This is a genomic window from Erythrobacter sp. (genome assembly GCF_040217515.1).
In the GTDB taxonomy this organism is placed as follows: domain Bacteria; phylum Pseudomonadota; class Alphaproteobacteria; order Sphingomonadales; family Sphingomonadaceae; genus Erythrobacter.
The window spans coordinates 55,190-72,030 of the sequence record NZ_JAVJPT010000012.1; the positions used below are offsets into that span (position 1 = coordinate 55,190).

Here is a 16,841-nt window from a genome sequence, read left to right on the forward strand (position 1 = left end):
GCTCATTTATGAAATGAAGGAGGAGCAACCATGTCAGACCATCCCAGCACCTATGACGGAACCCCGGAACAATCGAACGAGACCGCATGGGAGGACCGCGCCGCGCTGCACGCCGTGGATGACGGCGACGGAATTTTCGACGGGGCGAAAGCGATCCGGCGCGGGACCTTCGCCGAGATGATCCGGCACATTGTCTCCCTGCCGGAAGGCGAGCGCGGTCGCTACCTGATCGAAAAGGCGGGAGACCGGGAATATTCGGCCGAAGAGGCGGTCGAGCTGAGCAAGCATGCGGATTTTCCATTGCGCGGGTAGATGCGCCGCCATCCCGGCTTGACACGGCCTGCCCGGCTGGCGGAGCAAGGATGGGAGGCGTCACAAGCAGGGGACCATCCATGACCACCATTGCCGATTTCACCGTCACGACCAATCGCGGCGACACGCTCGACCTTGCTCAGAAAAAGGGCAAGGTCCTGCTCGTCGCCAACACGGCCTCGAAATGCGGCTTCACCCCGCAATATGACGGGCTCGAGGCGCTCTACCAGCGGTTCAAGGACAGGGATTTCGAAGTGCTTGCCTTTCCCTGCAACCAGTTCGGCGCGCAGGAGCCGGGCAGCGCCGACGAGATCGCCGAATTCTGCAAGGTCAATTACGGCGTGTCCTTCCCGCTGATGGCGAAAGTGGACGTGAACGGCCCTCATGCATCACCCCTTTTCGACTGGCTGAAATCGGAGAAGAGGGGATTGATGGGCTCGATCTCGATCAAGTGGAACTTCACCAAGTTCCTGATCGACCGAAGCGGCAACGTGGTGAAACGCTACGGCCCGCAGGATAAGCCGGAAAGCATCGCGCGGGACGTCGAAAAGCTGCTGTGAGCGCGACCTCCGGTGACCCAAACCGGCTCGGTCCAGTCCTGCAGGCTTGCGCATGGTCGCCGAGCGTGGCGGCCGTCGTGGCGGGCCTGCTCGCTCTGGCGGGCCTTATCTCGGAATACAATGTACCCATTGTCCTCGGTCTGGCCTGGCTGCCCTTCTAGATCGGGTATGCCGTGGTGGGCTTCCGGTCCGGCTTCACCCTCGATGGCGGGTCGCCATTGAGTCACTACGCAGTCAAGCCGTTCCTCATCGGGTTCCCTCTAGGCGTCGCGATTGTCCAGGGCGTCTATCGGATGTGAAGGCGCGCCTCTGTGGAGAAGTAGGCGACAGGTGCGCTTACCGAATCCGCGATAGTTTTCTATCCTGACTTCATGCCTTACGCCCCATTCGTTCCCCTGCGCGTGATGTCTTCCTATTCGATGCTCGAAGGGGCGATCGACCCCAAGGACATCGCGAAACTCGCAAGGCAGCTCGGCTTTCCGGCAATCTCGATCTGCGACCGCGACGGGCTTTACGGCGCGGTCATGTTCGCTTCGGCCTGCAAAGGCGAGGGCGTGCAGCCGATCATCGGCGCGCTGCTAGGCGTCGCGCGCGAAGGGCCATCGGGCGCAGCATCGCAGGGGACAATCGGTTCGGGCAAGCTGCCGATCGACTATCTCCCGCTCTTCGCGCAGGACGAACGCGGTTATGACAATCTGTGCCACCTCGTCAGCAAGGCCCATCTTGAGCGCCCGCTCGAATTCGATCCCCATGTAACGCTGGACGATCTCGAAGGGCGCACCGACGGGCTCATCGCTCTGACCGGAGCGGGGGAGGGGGCGCTTGCCCGCCTGCTCGCCGAAGGGCAGGATAAGGCGGCAAGGACGCTGTGCGACCGGCTCGACCGGCTGTTTCCGGGGCGTCTCTACATCGAACTAGCGCGCCATGGCGACCCGGTGTGCGAGGCAGCCGAAGAGCCCTTGATCGACCTCGCCTATGCCCGCGAGCTGCCGCTGGTCGCGACCAACCCGGCGAATTTCGCCGAGCCGCACATGCACGAGGCGCACGATGCCATGTTGTGCATCGCCAATACCAGCCAGATCGAGGCCGAGGACCGCCCGCGCTCCAACCCGCAGGCTTTCGTCAAGTCGGACCGGATGATGGCCGAACTCTTCGCCGACCTGCCCGAGGCGACCGCGAACACCCTCGTCATAGCGCAGCGCTGCGCCTGTGCCCCGCCTGACCGCGCACCGATCCTGCCCAGCCTTGCGGGGGATCAGGAAGGCGAGGCGACAATGCTGGTCGAGGATTCGCACCGCGGGTTGGAAAAGCGGCTCGAGCCTTACGGCGAATTGTCCGAGGAAGAACGCCGGGCCTATTTCGATCGGCTCGATTACGAGATCGGGATCATCATCAAGATGGGCTTCCCCGGCTATTTCCTGATCGTCGCCGATTTCATCAAATGGGCCAAGCAGCAGGGCATCCCCGTCGGCCCCGGCCGCGGCTCGGGGGCCGGCTCCCTCGTCGCCTGGGCGCTCACTATCACCGATCTCGACCCGATCCGGCTCGGCCTGCTGTTCGAGCGCTTCCTCAACCCAGAGCGCGTGTCGATGCCCGACTTCGATATCGATTTCTGCGAAACGCGAAGGGGTGAGGTGATCCGCTATGTCCAGCAGAAATACGGGCACGATCATGTCGCCCAGATCATCACTTTCGGAAAGTTGAAGGCCCGCGCCGTGCTGCGCGATTGCGGCCGGATCCTTCAGATGAGCTACGGGCAGGTGGACAGGCTCTGCAAGATGGTCCCCAACCACCCGACCGATCCATGGAAGCTTGACGAGGCGCTGCACGGAAAAGCGGGCAAGGACGGCCACCGTGCGCCCCCAGTCGCCGAATTCCGCCGCGAATACGACAACGACAACGGGGTGAAGCGCCTCATAGACCTTTCTCTGCAATTGGAGGGGATGCCGCGCAATTCCTCGACCCATGCCGCCGGCGTGGTGATCGGGGACCGTCCGCTCTCGCAACTCGTCCCGCTTTACCGCGATCCTCGGTCGGACATGCCGGTCACGCAATACGACATGAAGCATGTGGAAAGCTCCGGTCTCGTGAAGTTCGACTTTCTCGGCCTCAAGACCCTGTCCGTTCTGCGCAAGGCCGTCGACCTGCTGGCGGAGCGGGGCATCGCAATCGATCTCGGCGCGCTGACGCTCGACGATCCGGCAGTCTACGAGCTCATGCAGGCTGGTAACACGGTCGGCGTGTTCCAGCTCGAATCCGAAGGCATGAGGCGCACGCTGAAAGCGGTGAAGCCGACCAATTTCGGCGACATCATCGCACTGGTTTCGCTCTATCGGCCGGGGCCGATGGATAACATCCCGCTGTTCGGTAAGCGCAAGGCGGGCGAAGTTCCGATCGAATACCCGCACGAAAAGCTCGAAGGCATCCTCGCGGAAACCTACGGCATTTTCGTCTACCAGGAACAGGTCATGCAGGCCGCACAGATCCTCGCAGGATACTCGCTCGGCGATGCGGACCTGCTGCGCCGCGCAATGGGCAAGAAGAACCAGGCCGAGATGGACAAGCAGCGCGCCATCTTCATCGAAGGCTGCGCGCGCGTCTCCGGTATCGGCGAGGACAAAGCGAACGAATTGTTCGACTTGATCAACAAGTTCGCAGGCTACGGCTTCAACAAGAGCCACGCGGCCGCCTATGCCCTGCTCGCCTATCAGACAGCATGGCTGAAGGCGCATTATCCGGAAGAATTCTACGCCGCCTCCATGTGTTTTGACATGCATCAGTCGGAAAAGCTCGCAGTCTTCGTCGACGATGCGCGCCGTTATGTCGGGCCGGACGGCGCGATCGAGATCCTTCCCCCCGATATCAACGCCTCTCATGCGCGCTTTACCGTCGAACAGACGGAGCGCGGCTATGCGGTTCGCTATGCGCTTGCGGGGATCCGCAATGTCGGCGAAAAGGCAATGGAAGCGATCGCTGCCGAGCGGGAGGCCAATGGCAGGTTCGAGAACCTGCAGGATTTTTGCGAACGCATTCCGCATGGCGCGATGAACCGCCGCCAGTTCGAGGCGCTGGCCTGTGCCGGGGCGCTCGACGGGCTCGAGGCGAACCGGGCTCTCGTCCATTCCAATGCCGAGCACCTGCTCGCAGTGGCAGAGGCGGCCATGCGCGAAAGGGTGAGCGGGCAGGCCGGACTTTTCGGAGGTGAGACCACACCGGGCGAAACGCTGCGCCTCGCGCCGACCGAGGAATGGAGCAGGGCCGAACGGATGGCAAGGGAGCGCGAGAATTTCGGCTTCTATTTCACCGGCCACCCCATCGAGCAATTCCGCGCCATCGCGCTCTCCAACGGGGCGCGGACCTATCAGAGCCTGATGGAAGGCGGAGGCGGCGGCATGGCGGTCATGGCAGCGATGGTCGAGAGTGCTGTGAAGGCCCGGACGAAGCGCGGCAAGGATTTCACGAGGGCCGATTTCTCGGACCGGTCGGGGCAGTTTTCCGCAGCCTGTTTCGACGAGACCCTCGTGCCCCAGTTCGAACGCTGGGCAGCGAACGGCGAATGCCTCCTGCTCAATGTCGAGCTCGATACGCCCGATCCGTCGGAACCGCCACGTCTGACAGTGCGCGGCGCGCGGCCGCTGGCGAGCGTGAGCGGGTCGACGCGGATGCGGCTTACCGCCGATGTCATGACGATGGACGCCCTGCTCGAACTCAAGATCGAGCTCGATGTCGCGCTGGGCGAATGGCAATCGGGCTGCGGCGAGGTGATCGTGCGCGTCGCGCTCGAGCAGGGCGGCCACGCCCATGTCCGGCTGGGGCGTGACTTCATGCTCGACGGCGAATTGGCCGAACGGCTGGCAACCATCCCCGGGATCGACAATGTCGAACTCGGACCCCAGCGCGGCAAGGCTCGGCTCAAGCTGGTAGCCTGAGCCGAGCCGGGACGCCGTGCCCGCCAAAAACACGTCTTTGTACGAACCGGGCGGAATTCGGGGTGAAACGCTGAATGGTTTTGCTCGCCCGTAAACCAGCGCGTCATGCCGTGAAAAAAGAGGCCGGAAGATCGCTCTTCCGGCCTCTTTGCGTGAGGGTTCGATAGGGCTGCCTTACATGCCCGAATTCGGCCCGTAGGTGATCTCGACGCGGCGGTTCTGGGCCTCGCGAACACCGTCCGCAGTGGGGACGCGCGGCTGCGATTCGCCGAAGGCCTCGCTCGAGATGCGCGCCTCGGGAATCCCGCGCCCGCCGAGATAATCGCGCACCGAAGCGTTGCGACGGGCGGCAAGGGCCATGTTGTAGGTGACGCTGCCTGCCCGGTCGGTGTGCCCGGCGAGCATGACGTTGGCCGTGCCGCAATTCGAATAGGCGGTCACCGCCGCATCGAGGATGGTCGCCGCTTCCGCGGTGATAGCGGATTCGTCGAAATCGAAGAACACGATGTAGGGGCCCGTGTTGCACGCCGGCGCCGCGGGTGGCGGCGGAGGAGGAGGCGGGGGAGGCGGCGGCGGCGGGGGGGGCGGCGGCGGAGGAGGCGGGGGAGCCATCGCGGGTTCGGGCGCGCTGCCGAAATTGTAGCGCAGGCTGGCAAGGATCGAGTGGCTCTGGAAGTCGGCCTCGAGCGGGTCGCCGAATGCGCTTTCGAATTCGAATTCGTCGATCACGAAATAGCGATACTTGACCCCGAGATCGAGATTGTCGCTCACCGCGAAGCGAAAGCCGCCCAGCAGCTGCCAGGCGAAATCGGTCGACGAATCGTCGACGACCGTGCCGAGCCCGGCAACTTCAACGGGCAGGTCGACATTCGCGAAGCCCGCACCGCCGCCGGCGAAGATCTGGAAATCGTTGCCGTATTCGAACAACCCGTTGACCATGCCGCTGAAGATCGAAAGGTCTTCCTCGTTCTGGACCGTCGTTCCCGGCGCGATCCCGGCGCCGGGCACGAGGTTCGGGTTGACCACGGTCAGGCTGTCATAGCCGGCGCGCTTGTATCCGCCCTCGGCCTCGAGCCGAAAGGCTCCGAAATCGTAGCCGACCACGATGTCGGCATCGATCCCGGTGTTGGTATCCGCGAAAGCGGCATTTTCCTGCAGCCCGTCGGGACGGGCGAGATCGATATCGACATCGACCTGGTCCTCCAGCATGACGCCGCCGTCCACGCCGACATAGAACTGTCCGTCGCGCGCCTGCGCGGGGACAGCAGCGATTGCGGCGGAGCCCGCAAGAAGTATCGCAATTCTGGTCATGTCCTTCCTTTCGATCATCGCTTCATTGCGCCGGGTCTTAGGAAGCCTCCATGGCAAAGCCGTGACAGATATTCGCGAGGCTGTCGCAATTGCGCCGATCCGGAGATTGCCAAGCGCGCATCGGCTCGGCATGAACACGACCGGTTGGCCCATTCACACCGGGCAAGGGATTCCCGGTAATCCGAACAGTCTTCAGCAATAGGGGAGAGACGATAATGGCAAAGCTCGGAGCGATGCAGGACTGGACCATGCGCATCACGAGCGTGATCGATCACGCCGCGCGCGAGGCTGGCACGCGCGAGATCGTGACGCGCTGGGCCGATGGCAGCATGACGCGCACCGACTGGTCGGGGATCAGGCGTGACGCGCTCAAGATGGCGCAGGCCCTGCAAAGACTCGGGATTAGGCCGGGCGAGAGGGTGGCGAGCCTTGCGATGAACCATTCGCGCCACCTCGTCAGCTGGTACGGCGTTGCGGGCATGGGCGGGGTGCTGCACACCGTTAATCCGCGCCTGTTCGAAGACCAGCTCGAATATATCGTCAACCATGCCGAGGACCGCGTCCTGCTCTACGATGCGGCGTTCCAGCCGATCGTCGACAAGATGAAGGATCGCTGGCCCACGATCGAGCATTACATCTGCTACGATTCAGACGAGAACGCGCCCGCCTTCGAGGACTGGATCGGCGCCGAAAATGGCGATTTCGAATGGGTCACGGGTGATGAACGCGATCCTTGCATGATCTGCTATACCAGCGGCACGACCGGAAATCCCAAGGGCGTGCAGTACGAACACCGCTCGACCGTGCTCCACGCGGTCGCCGGCCTCCAGCCGGCGGCGTTCAACTTTTCCGGAGCTTCGGTGATGTTGCCGGTGGTCCCGATGTTCCATGCGGCAAGCTGGGGACTGCCCTATGCGGGCGCGATGGCGGGCATCAAATTTGTCTTTTCGGCAGTCAATGATCCCGCCGTGCTCCACCAGCTGATGATCGACGAGAAGGTGACCGACAGCGCGGGCGTTCCGACAGTATGGCTCGCGCACTTCCAGTACTGCGATGCCAACGGGCTCGACCTGCCGCCATTGAAGGCCGCGACAATCGGCGGTTCGGCCGCGCCCAAGTTCATGATCGAGCGCCTGATGAAGAACGGCACGCGCGTCCAGCACGCCTGGGGCATGACCGAGACCAGCCCGATCGGCACGGTCGGCGGGCCCACCTGGGACTGGGAGGAGCTTTCCTTCGAGGAGAAGGTGCAGAAGACGACCATGCAGGGTCGTCCGATCTTCGGTGTCGAACTGCGCACGGTCGATCTCGACGACATGGTCACCGAATTGCCGCGCGACGGGAGAAGTTCGGGCGCGCTGCAGATCCGCGGTCCCTGGATCATCAAGCGATATTTCAAGGCGGAAAAGGACGCGGTGGGCAATGACGGCTGGTTCGACACCGGCGATGTCGGCATCCTGCATCCCGACGGGACGCTCCAGCTGACCGACCGGACCAAGGACGTGATCAAGTCGGGCGGTGAATGGATCAGCTCGGTCGAACTTGAAAACGCCGCCGGCGGCCATCCGGCGGTCGCCGAAGCCGCCTGTGTCGGCATGGCCCATCCCAAATGGGATGAACGCCCGGTCCTTTTCGTCGTGAAGAAGCCCGATGCTGAAGTGAGCACGGACGACATCATCGAGCATCTGCGCGGGCAGGTGGCGAAATGGTGGCTGCCCGATGCCGTCGAATTCATCGACGAGATACCGCACACCGCGACCGGCAAGATCTCCAAGAAGGACCTGCGCGACCGTTTCTCGGACTACAAGCTCGAGGCCTGATCGATCATGGAGTGCGAAACCTATATCGACCCGTCGCGCGAGAATTTCGAGCAGTTCAAGAATCTCCCGCGCGACGAACCGATCCACATGCTCAACCTGCTGCTTTATCGCGAAAGGGCCGAATATCCCGAAGGTCACGAGCACGCGGGCAAGGGCTGGACGGGTCGGCGCGCTTACGAGGAATACGGAAAGACCTCGGGCCCGATATTCCGCCGCGTCGGCGGGACGATCATATGGCGCGGCAGCTTCCAGACGATGGTCACGGGCCCCGAATTCGAGACCTGGCACGACGGCTTTGTCGCGTCATATCCGAGCGCGACCGCCTTCTTCGAAATGATCAAGGACCCCGACTATGCGAGAGCGGTTGTGAATCGCTCCGCCGCACTGGTTGACAGTCGGTTGGTGCGCTTCAGCCCCGGCGAGGCGGGGGAGGGCTTCGGCTGAACTGCCCCGTCCATAGCCGGCGTTGGTGTTTCAGGTGTCACCTGCCGACCCGGCGCCTTCGCTCTCACGCTTGCCGTAGAGATACTCGAAGAAATCGTTCAGCGAATTTTCCCACAGGGCGATCTGCCGACGGTAGTTCTCGCGGGTGATGCCGCCATCCGAGATGATATAGAGCCTGACCGAAACCGTCCCTTTGGGATCGACATAAGCGCGCCCGAAATTCTCGCGATAATTGTACGCGTTGATCGCCTCAATCACCTCGGACTCGGAACGGCCCTGCGGGTTGAAGGTGGCAAGGAGTGAGGTGCCGAGACATTCGGCCTCGAGTTCTTCATCGCTGCACGCGAGCAGCAGCGCATTGGCGAAAACACCCGAGGCGAAGGTGACATTGATGCTGCGGCTGTCCGGCATTTCCTCGTGACGCGCGCCGTTCGCCTTAAGCGCGGCAATCAGGTCGGCACGATCGAATGTCTCGAGCAGCGCACTTTCCTGCGCGTTTACCGGCAAAGCCAGCATGCTGGCGAGGAGGGCGCAGAGCGTTGCCTTGAGTCTGGTGTCGGTCATCGTTGTCCTTTCTTTTTTCAGCGCCCCGCCAAGGTCCCGTGTCGCCATGTCCCGTCACACATCGGCTCGCCGTTATTCTCCTTCGCCGTAAAGCGCTTCGCTGTACTGGGCGATGCCGAGCGCGAACAGGCCGATGCCGATGACGAGATTTTCCCGCGTAATCCCGCCGTCGAGCATCATGTAGGACTTGAGCAGGTGTTCTCCGCGCTCGTTCACGATCACGCTCGCCGGGTTGAAGCTCGCCGAAAAGCGCCGTGCGATCCGCTCGGCCGTTTTGGCATCGCGGCCTTCGGGCGGTGTAAACAGGCTGGTAAGGAGCAGACCGCGGCACGGACCCTCTTCACAGGCGGAGCGACGCAGCACCGCGACCCCGCCGCCGGGAAAGGCGACCCGCAGCACCCGCGCTTCCTCGTCGAGCTGTCTTGCCTCGGCCCGGAGCGTAATTAGCGCCTCGCGCAGGGTCTGCTCGTCGATCGTCTCGATCAATGCGGGCGGCGGTGCGGGCTCAGCCGCGGCGACGGGCGATGTCGCGGTGGCAAGGGCAGCGAGCACAGTGACGGCCGCTAAACGCGACAAGCCTGAAATAACGCCATGAAACGCTTTCATCGCCCCCTCTCCTCCCGCGATGCCTAAAACGCAAGCAGTGATAAAACAAGGGAAAGCCCATCATGCAAAGAGGTCGAGCTGGCCATGCGGAGAGGGCCTTACGAAGCGGGTGCAGTCGAGCTCGAAACGGTGCTTGCCGATACCTGCACGCTTGCAGGCGATCGCGAAGCGGCTGCGAAACAGGTCGGCCCACACGCCTTCGGGTTTCATGCGCGTACCGAAATTCGGATCGTTGTCGCGCCCACCTCGGATTGAGCGGACGATGCCCATCACTTTCCCCGCGCGTTCGGGGTAGTGGACGTCGAGCCATTCGCGGAACAGTGGCGCGACCTCATGCGGTAGGCGGAGCGGAATCCAGCCCGCGCTCGGAACACCGATGCGCCCGGCTTCGGCGAGGATGCCCTCCATGAATTCGTCCGTGATCGCCGGGATCACGGGTGAGACCGAACAATGCGTGGGAACCCCCGCCTCGACCAGCCTCCCGAGGGCGGCGAGCCGTTTGGCCGGGGCCGCGCAGCGCGGTTCGAGCTTGCGCGAAAGACCGGGATCGAGGCTCGTCACCGAGATCGCGACCGCAACGAGATTCTCGCGCGCCATTTCGGCGATGAGATCAAGATCGTCGAGTACACGGTCCGATTTCGTCGTGATCGTCACCGGGTGGCGCGCCTCCAGGCACACTTCGAGCACCTGCCGCGTGATCCGCCAGTCGCGCTCTATCGGCTGATAGCAATCGGTGTTGGTGCCCAGCGCGATCGGACGCGGGCGGTAATTCGGGTTGGCCAGCGTCTCGCGCAGCAATCGCGCGGCATCGGGCTTTGCGAACAGACGGGTTTCGAAATCGAGGCCCGGCGATAGGTCGTGATAGGCATGGGTTGGGCGGGCATAGCAATAGATGCAGCCATGCTCGCAGCCGCGATAGGAATTGACCGAACGGTCGAACGGTATGTCGGGCGACCGGTTGAAACTGAGGATGGAGCGCGGGCACTCGCGCGTCACGGTCGTCCTGAGCCTTACCGCCGGGCCGGCATCATCGCCTCCGAGCGCCTCAAGATGGTCGCGCCAGTCGCCGCACGCCTCGCGCGCTGTGAGCCCGAAGCGGGCAGGGGTGCGGGCGGAGGCCGCGCCGCGGCCCTTGGCAGGCGTGCGTTCCGGATCGGGCATGAGTCGGAACATAGAAGGAACATACGTGGCTGTCGAGCCTTATCCGCGATAGATCTGCAGCCCCGCCCCGACGGCCCATAGCGCGATCAGTGCGACCGATTCCCAGCCGATCTTGCCCGGCCCCTCGCGCTCGCGGCGCAGCAGGCCGAGTAGCAGGACTGCGGTCATCACGATGACGAGGCCCATCCAGAACACCGTGGCATCGGATATCGCATGATAGATGCTACCGTCGCGATAGGCGAAGTCGCTCGCGGCGATGAACAGCGAATCGAACATGTTCCCGCCGACGATCCCGCCAATCGCGAGCTGCGGCGCGCGCCGACGCACGGCGGCGATGGTGGTGACGAGTTCAGGCAGCGAAGTGACGGTCGCCGTGCCGAGCGATCCGACCAGACTGCCCGAAAGGCCCAGCCTTTCGGACAGGGCGAGGCCGGTTTCCCCCACGACATAGCCCGCAAAGCCGACGATCACGACGAGCGCGCCGAACATGGCGAAAAGCCGTGCAAGTGATCGCCCTTCATCGTCTTCGTTCGGTTCGTCTTCCTGCGTGTCCTTCGTCTGCTTGGGCAGCCACATCGGTTCCTGGTGGATGCGATGGGCATTGTGAAGGCCGATGAGATAGACCGCGATGAGGACGGGGCTCAGCAAATTGACCCCGAGGAGCGTGATCGGCGGCGCGGCCCAGGCCATGACGGGCAACGCGACCAGCACGATGAGCACGGTCGCCTGACCCAGATTGACCGCGCTCACGCCCGCATGCTCGAGATTGACCCGCTTGTAGAAGACATCGGCAAGGGCGAGGAACATTGTTTGCGCAACGATCCCGCCAAGTGCGTTCGAGACGCTGAGATCGGCCGCCCCGCTGGCCGCGGTGCTGGTCGAGGTCACGATCCCGGCAATGCTCGTCCCCGCGCCCAGCAGGACCGAACCGATCAGCGCTTCGCCAAGGCCGGTCCGGTCGGCGATAACGTCGGCATATCCCGCCATTTTCGAACCGAACACCGCGATCACGACCGCGCACGCGGCGAAAGCGATCGCGAGCGTGGTGGTCGAATATTGGGCGAGATCAAGCAAGGGGGCCCCGTTTTGCGGCGTGATGCCTGACCAATCCGGGTGCGTAACGCTTTGTTCCGCCGCTATCGCTCGGTGAGGCGCGGCATCAGCTCGACGAAATTACAGGGCCGGTTACGCGCGTCGAGCTGCTCGGCGAGGATATTGTCCCAGCCGTCCTTCACCGCGCCGTTCGAACCGGGCAGCGCGAAGATGTATGTGCCACGCGCCACCACTGCGCAGGCGCGCGACTGGATCGTGCTGGTTCCGATGGTGTTGAAGCTTACCCAGCGGAACACTTCGCCGAAACCGGGGATCTCGCGTGCGCCCTCGATCATCGCCAGTGCCTCGGGCGTGACATCGCGCCCGGTAAGCCCCGTCCCCCCGGTGGAGACCACCGCGTCGATAGCTGGATCATCGACCCACCCTTCGAGCCGTGCGACCAGCGTGGCGGCATCGTCGCGTTCGATAGCACGCGCGGCCAGTGCGTGCCCGGCACTCTCGATCCGCTCGGCGAGGATGTCTCCGGACGTGTCGTTATCGCAGGTTCGGGTGTCGGATACGGTGAGCACGGCGATATTGATAGGAACGAACTGCCGTGTCTCGTCGATGGCCATGCCTGCCGCCCCTTCAGTCTTCGAGTTCCACCCTTGCGGTGCGGACCCTAGACATTCGCGGGAAGACTGGCCAGCGCCCCTGGGCCAACGCCCGGCGACTGGGCGAGGCGACCCCGGCGGCACGCTCGTACATCCAGTAATTGCGCATCACGATCGCGACATAGCCGCGCGTCTCCCAGTAGGGGATCGATTCCATCCAAAGCAGTGGGTCGCCCTGGTCGTTGATTTCGCTGTTCCAGCGAGCGACCGGGGTAAGGCCGGCATTGTAGGCCGCCATGATCTTGGGCAGCAGCCCGCCGGTCGCGCCGCTGTCGCGCAGCATCTCAAGGTGCTGCTGGCCGTAGGCGAGGTTGATCTCGGGATCGTTGAGATCGGCATAACTTGCACCCAGTTCGAGGCGGCGGTTATGATCCCGCGCCGTGGTCGGCATGATCTGCATGAGCCCGCGCGCATTGGCGGGGCTCACTGCGCCGGTGCGGAAATTCGATTCCTGAAGCGCATGGGCGAAGGCGAGTGCAGGGTCGACCCGCCATCCTGTGCGCGGCTGCCAGCGCGCGACCGGAAAGCGCAGCGCAGCATTGCTGTGCATCCCGCGGGGCGCGTGATGGGCCATGAACAGCTGTGCGCCCGGCAGGCCCAGTTCGCGCGCGAGGCGTGCGAGGGCCGGGTAAGCACCTGGGGGGCCGATCCGAGCCTCGTGGCGCAACACTTCATCGGCAAGCGCATAGCGCCCGATCTCGACCAGCGCCGTTGCAACGCGGACATTGTCGCGCCGCTCGAGCACGCGCCAGTCGTCTTTGCCGAAGGCTTCCGGTGCGGCTTCGGCCGGCAGGTCGATACCGAGTTGGTCGGCCGCGAGCATTCCGTAGAGCGTTTCGTGATAGCGAGCCGCTGCGACAAGGTGCTGCTGCGCTTCGCCCGGTTCGCGGCAGCGCACGAGCGCGCGATGGGCCCAGTAATGCGCTGCGGTGGTGAGCTCGTCATTGGTCGAGGCTTTCGCCGCCTCGGCGAAGCTTTCCGCCGCAAGCGCGCAATGGCCCAGCCGCCATGCGGCAAGACCGGCGACCCATTCGCCTTCCGCGACCCACGGCCCGCTTCCCTCCGCCACCGTCTCGGCCATGGCGAGGGCGGAGCGATCGTCGTTCTCGATGTAGAAGCTCCAGGCGACCCGCTGGCGCCATTCGGCCCGGGCTTCGGGACCGAGCCTCGCATCGACCTCTTCGAGATAACGTCGTGCCGAGGCCGGATCGTCGCTGCGGATCGCATCTAGGATCGCGGCGCGGACTGATTGCGGCATGTTCGCGTCTTCGACCGTGCGTGGGCGGATCCGCTTGGTCGCGGCGGGGCGGCGGCTCAACGCCTGGACGGCGGGCAATTCGGGCGCATTCTCCAGCCCACGCTTCTCCCCGAGGCGCGCCAGTTGTGCCGCCTGCGGCAGTTCGAGACCTGCCGCAAACCAAGCCGCCACCTGTTCGGCGCTGACCTTGGGACTGTTCGCATGGGTGTAGTATTCGGCCAGTGCAACGGCGCGCAGCACGCCGTCTTCGTCGGCCAGTAGGCGGTCGACAGCTCCCCAGTCCTCGCGGTCGATCGCGGCGAAGACCGCGCGGTAATGGTCGCGTTGACGCGCCGACAGGACGACGGGAAGTGCGGAGGCGGTACGTTCGGCGCGGTCGTAATGCGCGACCATGCTGCCCGAGGGCTGGGCTGCCAGAGGCGAGGCGAACGCGCCGCCGAACGCGACGGTCAACGCCGCCAGCGCTCCACTCAAATACGTTAGTACCGGGCTATGCCCAGCGGCCCCTTTCGCTGTCAGACCTGTTCGCTCGACCACTCGATCCATCTCCGCCAGAACCGGGCCTTGAGCCTGGGCATCCCGATTAGGCTCTCGAGATCCTCGCTCACCAAGACCGGTTTATTGGAGGCTTTGTGGTTTAGGATAGGTAAATTCCCATAATCCTTTTTCGCGTCCGGTGCGAGAAGCGCGGCAAGCCCTGCACCAAATGCGACGATCCGCCGGGGCGCGACGATCTCGATATGGCGCGAGAGCACATCGGCCATTCCTCGCTGCGCTTCGGCGGCGCAATCGGCCATCGGCGTGAAGCGGGGAAGGGCGGAGGCGACATAGGTTTCTTCACCTGAAAGCCCCATCGCCGCAAGAATCGCCTCGATAAGCCGACCTTGCGATCCGGAAAGGAGGTGCTCGCGGTCGGTTTCCTCGGGATGCACCACCAGGACCATAAGAGCCGCTCCGGCGGTCCCGCGCGGCGGGACCCGGCCGCGCGGGCCGACCATGTCGAGCCCGGGAGCCGTGAGCCACCAATCGCGAAACGCCTCAAGCGTCTCAGGCGGCGAATCCCCGAACAGACCGATCGCCGGCGCTTTTTTCGCAAGCTTCGTCTCGGCCGGCGCATCGCCTCTTACCGCGACGTTCGCAGCAGGTTCGGCAACGGGCTCGACCGGTGCCGGCCGGGCCAGCCATGCCGTAGCGTCATCGGCGAAATCGAGGTCGACGCCCGCAAGCCGCCACCATTCGCGATGGGCGGCGAGTTCGCGGGCAAGGTCGGGGTCGGGGGCGGTCATGCTATCCAAAGCGGGTCTTGACTGTCCGGGGGGCAGTTAGCAAGTGCAATAGGCCAGAGAGGGGGCTCTCTAAACGCCGATGGGCGTTTTGCCGGAAACGAAGGGTTACAAGAGAAGCGCATGAGCGAACGTGAATCAATGCCCTGCGATGTGGTCATCGTGGGAGGCGGGCCGGCCGGCCTTTCTGCGGCGATCCGCCTCAAGCAGATCAACGAGGAACTCGAAGTCGTCGTGCTCGAAAAGGGCTCCGAGATCGGGGCGCATATCCTTTCCGGCGCGGTGGTCGATCCAAAGGCGCTCGACGAACTGCTGCCGGATTGGCGCGATCAGGGCTGCCCGATGGCCGAAACGCCCGTGACCGATAACTGGCACTGGATGCTTTCGAAAGGCGGAAAGACTTCCCTGCCGCACGCCCTGATGCCTCCGCTGATGGGTAATCACGGCTGCTATACCGGCTCGCTCGGCAATATGACCCGCTGGCTAGGCGAACAGGCCGAGGAACTGGGCGTGATGGTCTTTCCCGGCTTCCCGGCGGCCGATGTGCTGTTCGACGATGACGGCGCGGTCGCGGGCGTCATTACGCAGGACATGGGCGTAGATGCGAACGGCGAGAAGAAGCAGGAATACGAGCCCGGCATGGAAATCCATGCCAAATACACGCTTTTCGCGGAGGGCGCGCGCGGTTCGCTGACGAAGCGAATGAAGGCGAAATACGATCTCGAGGCGAATTGCCAGCCGCAGGTCTATGGCCTCGGATGCAAGGAATTGTGGGACATCGACCCGGCCAAGCATGTGCCGGGCCGTGTCATTCACACCCAGGGCTGGCCGCTGTCCGAAAGCGACACCTGGGGCGGGGGCTTCCTTTACCACCAGGCGAACGGTCAGGTCGCGATCGGCTTCGTGACCGCGCTCGATTACAAGAACCCGTGGGTTTCGCCCTACCAGGAGTTCCAGCGCTGGAAGCAGCACCCCGCGATCCGCGAATATCTCGAAGGTGGCAAGCGCGTGGCCTATGGCGCGCGCGCGATCAACGAGGGCGGATGGCAGTCCGTGCCCAAGCTCGCTTTTCCCGGCGGTGCGCTGATCGGGTGTGCGGCGGGCTTTGTGAACGTTCCCCGGATCAAGGGCAGCCACACCGCGATGAAGAGCGGGATGCTCGCCGCCGACAGCATCGCCGCGGCGATCGCGGCGGGCCACGAGAAGACCGAGCTTTCGGATTATGACAGCACCCTGCGGGAAAGCTGGATCGCGGACGAGCTGAAGAAAGTCCAGAATGCGCAGCCAGCCGTCGCCAAGTACGGCGGCGACATCGGCACCGCGCTTGCGGGTATCGACATGTGGATGCGCACGCTCAAGATCGGCCTGCCGATCTCGATGAAGCACCACCGCGACCACGAGATGACAGGCCGCGCGGACCTCTATCCGAAGATCGACTATCCCAAGCCCGACGGCGAGATCACCTTCGACCGGCTCACCAACGTCGCCTTCAGCTACACCAACCACGCCGAGGACCAGCCCTGTCACCTCCAGCTCAAGGACCGCGAGCTGCAGAAGAAAAGCGAGCTGGAAGTCTATGGCGGCCCCTCGGCTCGCTATTGCCCGGCGGGCGTCTACGAATGGGTCGAGGAAGAGGGCAAGGAGCCGCAATTCGTGATCAACGCGCAGAACTGCGTCCACTGCAAGACCTGCGACATCAAGGACCCCAACCAGAACATCAACTGGGTGACGCCCGAAGGCGGCGGCGGGCCGAATTATCCGAATATGTGAGAGGGTGTCTCGAGCCGTAGCAAACACGAGACCCACCGAAGCGTCTTCGCAGGTAAGTCGAAGCGGGAGATCGATTCGATGTTTGCTGAAGGCGATGAGGGTTCGGACGAATTGATG

14 protein-coding genes are annotated in these 16,841 nt (G+C 63.9%); 6 read left to right on the top strand and 8 right to left on the bottom strand.

Going from position 1 to position 16,841, the window contains the following annotated elements; genetic code table 11:
* The first annotated feature begins 30 nt into the window (after positions 1–30).
* The 3 genes from RIB52_RS13435 (at position 31) to dnaE (ending at position 4,801) form a co-directional block, all read left to right on the top strand.
* The gene (locus tag RIB52_RS13435) at positions 31–312 is read left to right on the top strand and encodes a hypothetical protein (RefSeq protein WP_350176372.1); all 282 of its coding nucleotides are present in this window, start codon (positions 31–33) and stop codon (positions 310–312) included.
* A gap of 80 nt (positions 313–392) precedes the next feature.
* Positions 393–872, top strand: coding sequence for a glutathione peroxidase (locus tag RIB52_RS13440; protein ID WP_350176374.1), 480 nt, complete (start codon positions 393–395; stop codon positions 870–872).
* Between the two features lie 371 nt (positions 873–1,243).
* Positions 1,244–4,801, top strand: a complete 3,558-nt coding sequence (gene dnaE, locus RIB52_RS13445; protein WP_350176376.1) for a DNA polymerase III subunit alpha — start codon at positions 1,244–1,246, stop codon at positions 4,799–4,801.
* Positions 4,802–4,975: 174 nt separating this feature from the next.
* On the opposite strand, the gene RIB52_RS13450 is transcribed toward dnaE, so the two are convergent.
* Positions 4,976–6,112, bottom strand: a complete 1,137-nt coding sequence (locus RIB52_RS13450; RefSeq protein ID WP_350176378.1) for an OmpA family protein — start codon at positions 6,110–6,112, stop codon at positions 4,976–4,978.
* A gap of 215 nt (positions 6,113–6,327) precedes the next feature.
* On the opposite strand from RIB52_RS13450, the gene RIB52_RS13455 reads away from it, so the two are divergent.
* Both RIB52_RS13455 and RIB52_RS13460 read left to right on the top strand, forming a co-directional pair.
* The gene (locus tag RIB52_RS13455) at positions 6,328–7,932 is read left to right on the top strand and encodes a long-chain fatty acid--CoA ligase (RefSeq protein ID WP_350176380.1); all 1,605 of its coding nucleotides are present in this window, start codon (positions 6,328–6,330) and stop codon (positions 7,930–7,932) included.
* 6 nt (positions 7,933–7,938) lie between these two features.
* The gene (locus RIB52_RS13460) at positions 7,939–8,376 is read left to right on the top strand and encodes a DUF1330 domain-containing protein (RefSeq protein ID WP_350176382.1); all 438 of its coding nucleotides are present in this window, start codon (positions 7,939–7,941) and stop codon (positions 8,374–8,376) included.
* A gap of 30 nt (positions 8,377–8,406) precedes the next feature.
* Here RIB52_RS13460 and RIB52_RS13465 read toward each other — a convergent pair whose 3' ends face one another.
* From RIB52_RS13465 to RIB52_RS13495, 7 genes are all read right to left on the bottom strand, one after another.
* Positions 8,407–8,940 (bottom strand): YbjN domain-containing protein, encoded by a 534-nt coding sequence (locus tag RIB52_RS13465; protein WP_350176384.1) that lies wholly within the window; start codon positions 8,938–8,940, stop codon positions 8,407–8,409.
* 72 nt (positions 8,941–9,012) lie between these two features.
* Entirely contained in the window at positions 9,013–9,492 is a 480-nt protein-coding gene (locus RIB52_RS13470; RefSeq protein WP_350176386.1) for a type III secretion system chaperone family protein, read from the bottom strand.
* A gap of 114 nt (positions 9,493–9,606) precedes the next feature.
* Entirely contained in the window at positions 9,607–10,707 is a 1,101-nt protein-coding gene (locus tag RIB52_RS13475) for a PA0069 family radical SAM protein (RefSeq protein ID WP_350176388.1), read from the bottom strand.
* A gap of 39 nt (positions 10,708–10,746) precedes the next feature.
* A complete protein-coding gene (locus tag RIB52_RS13480) occupies positions 10,747–11,781 on the bottom strand; it encodes a sodium:calcium antiporter (RefSeq protein ID WP_350176390.1) in 1,035 nt (344 codons plus the stop codon).
* Positions 11,782–11,843: 62 nt separating this feature from the next.
* Positions 11,844–12,374: a molybdenum cofactor biosynthesis protein B gene (gene moaB / locus RIB52_RS13485; protein ID WP_350176392.1), complete on the bottom strand. Its 531-nt coding sequence runs from the start codon at positions 12,372–12,374 to the stop codon at positions 11,844–11,846.
* A 13-nt stretch (positions 12,375–12,387) separates the two neighbouring features.
* Positions 12,388–14,124: a lytic transglycosylase domain-containing protein gene (locus tag RIB52_RS13490; protein WP_350176394.1), complete on the bottom strand. Its 1,737-nt coding sequence runs from the start codon at positions 14,122–14,124 to the stop codon at positions 12,388–12,390.
* A 62-nt stretch (positions 14,125–14,186) separates the two neighbouring features.
* Positions 14,187–14,957, bottom strand: a complete 771-nt coding sequence (locus RIB52_RS13495; RefSeq protein ID WP_350176396.1) for a uracil-DNA glycosylase family protein — start codon at positions 14,955–14,957, stop codon at positions 14,187–14,189.
* 120 nt (positions 14,958–15,077) lie between these two features.
* Between RIB52_RS13495 and RIB52_RS13500 the strand changes: the two genes are divergently transcribed.
* The gene (locus tag RIB52_RS13500) at positions 15,078–16,724 is read left to right on the top strand and encodes an electron transfer flavoprotein-ubiquinone oxidoreductase (protein WP_350176398.1); all 1,647 of its coding nucleotides are present in this window, start codon (positions 15,078–15,080) and stop codon (positions 16,722–16,724) included.
* Positions 16,725–16,841: the final 117 nt, after the last annotated feature.

Bases quoted from the DNA above. Each gene is read 5' to 3' on its own strand.
- RIB52_RS13435 (WP_350176372.1), top strand. From the start codon at position 31: ATGTCAGACCATCCCAGCACCTATGACGGAACCCCGGAACAATCGAAC.
- RIB52_RS13440 (WP_350176374.1), top strand. From the start codon at position 393: ATGACCACCATTGCCGATTTCACCGTCACGACCAATCGCGGCGACACG.
- dnaE (WP_350176376.1), top strand. From the start codon at position 1,244: ATGCCTTACGCCCCATTCGTTCCCCTGCGCGTGATGTCTTCCTATTCG.
- RIB52_RS13450 (WP_350176378.1), bottom strand. From the start codon at position 6,112: ATGACCAGAATTGCGATACTTCTTGCGGGCTCCGCCGCAATCGCTGCT.
- RIB52_RS13455 (WP_350176380.1), top strand. From the start codon at position 6,328: ATGGCAAAGCTCGGAGCGATGCAGGACTGGACCATGCGCATCACGAGC.
- RIB52_RS13460 (WP_350176382.1), top strand. From the start codon at position 7,939: ATGGAGTGCGAAACCTATATCGACCCGTCGCGCGAGAATTTCGAGCAG.
- RIB52_RS13465 (WP_350176384.1), bottom strand. From the start codon at position 8,940: ATGACCGACACCAGACTCAAGGCAACGCTCTGCGCCCTCCTCGCCAGC.
- RIB52_RS13475 (WP_350176388.1), bottom strand. From the start codon at position 10,707: ATGCCCGATCCGGAACGCACGCCTGCCAAGGGCCGCGGCGCGGCCTCC.
- moaB (WP_350176392.1), bottom strand. From the start codon at position 12,374: ATGGCCATCGACGAGACACGGCAGTTCGTTCCTATCAATATCGCCGTG.
- RIB52_RS13495 (WP_350176396.1), bottom strand. From the start codon at position 14,957: ATGACCGCCCCCGACCCCGACCTTGCCCGCGAACTCGCCGCCCATCGC.
- RIB52_RS13500 (WP_350176398.1), top strand. From the start codon at position 15,078: ATGAGCGAACGTGAATCAATGCCCTGCGATGTGGTCATCGTGGGAGGC.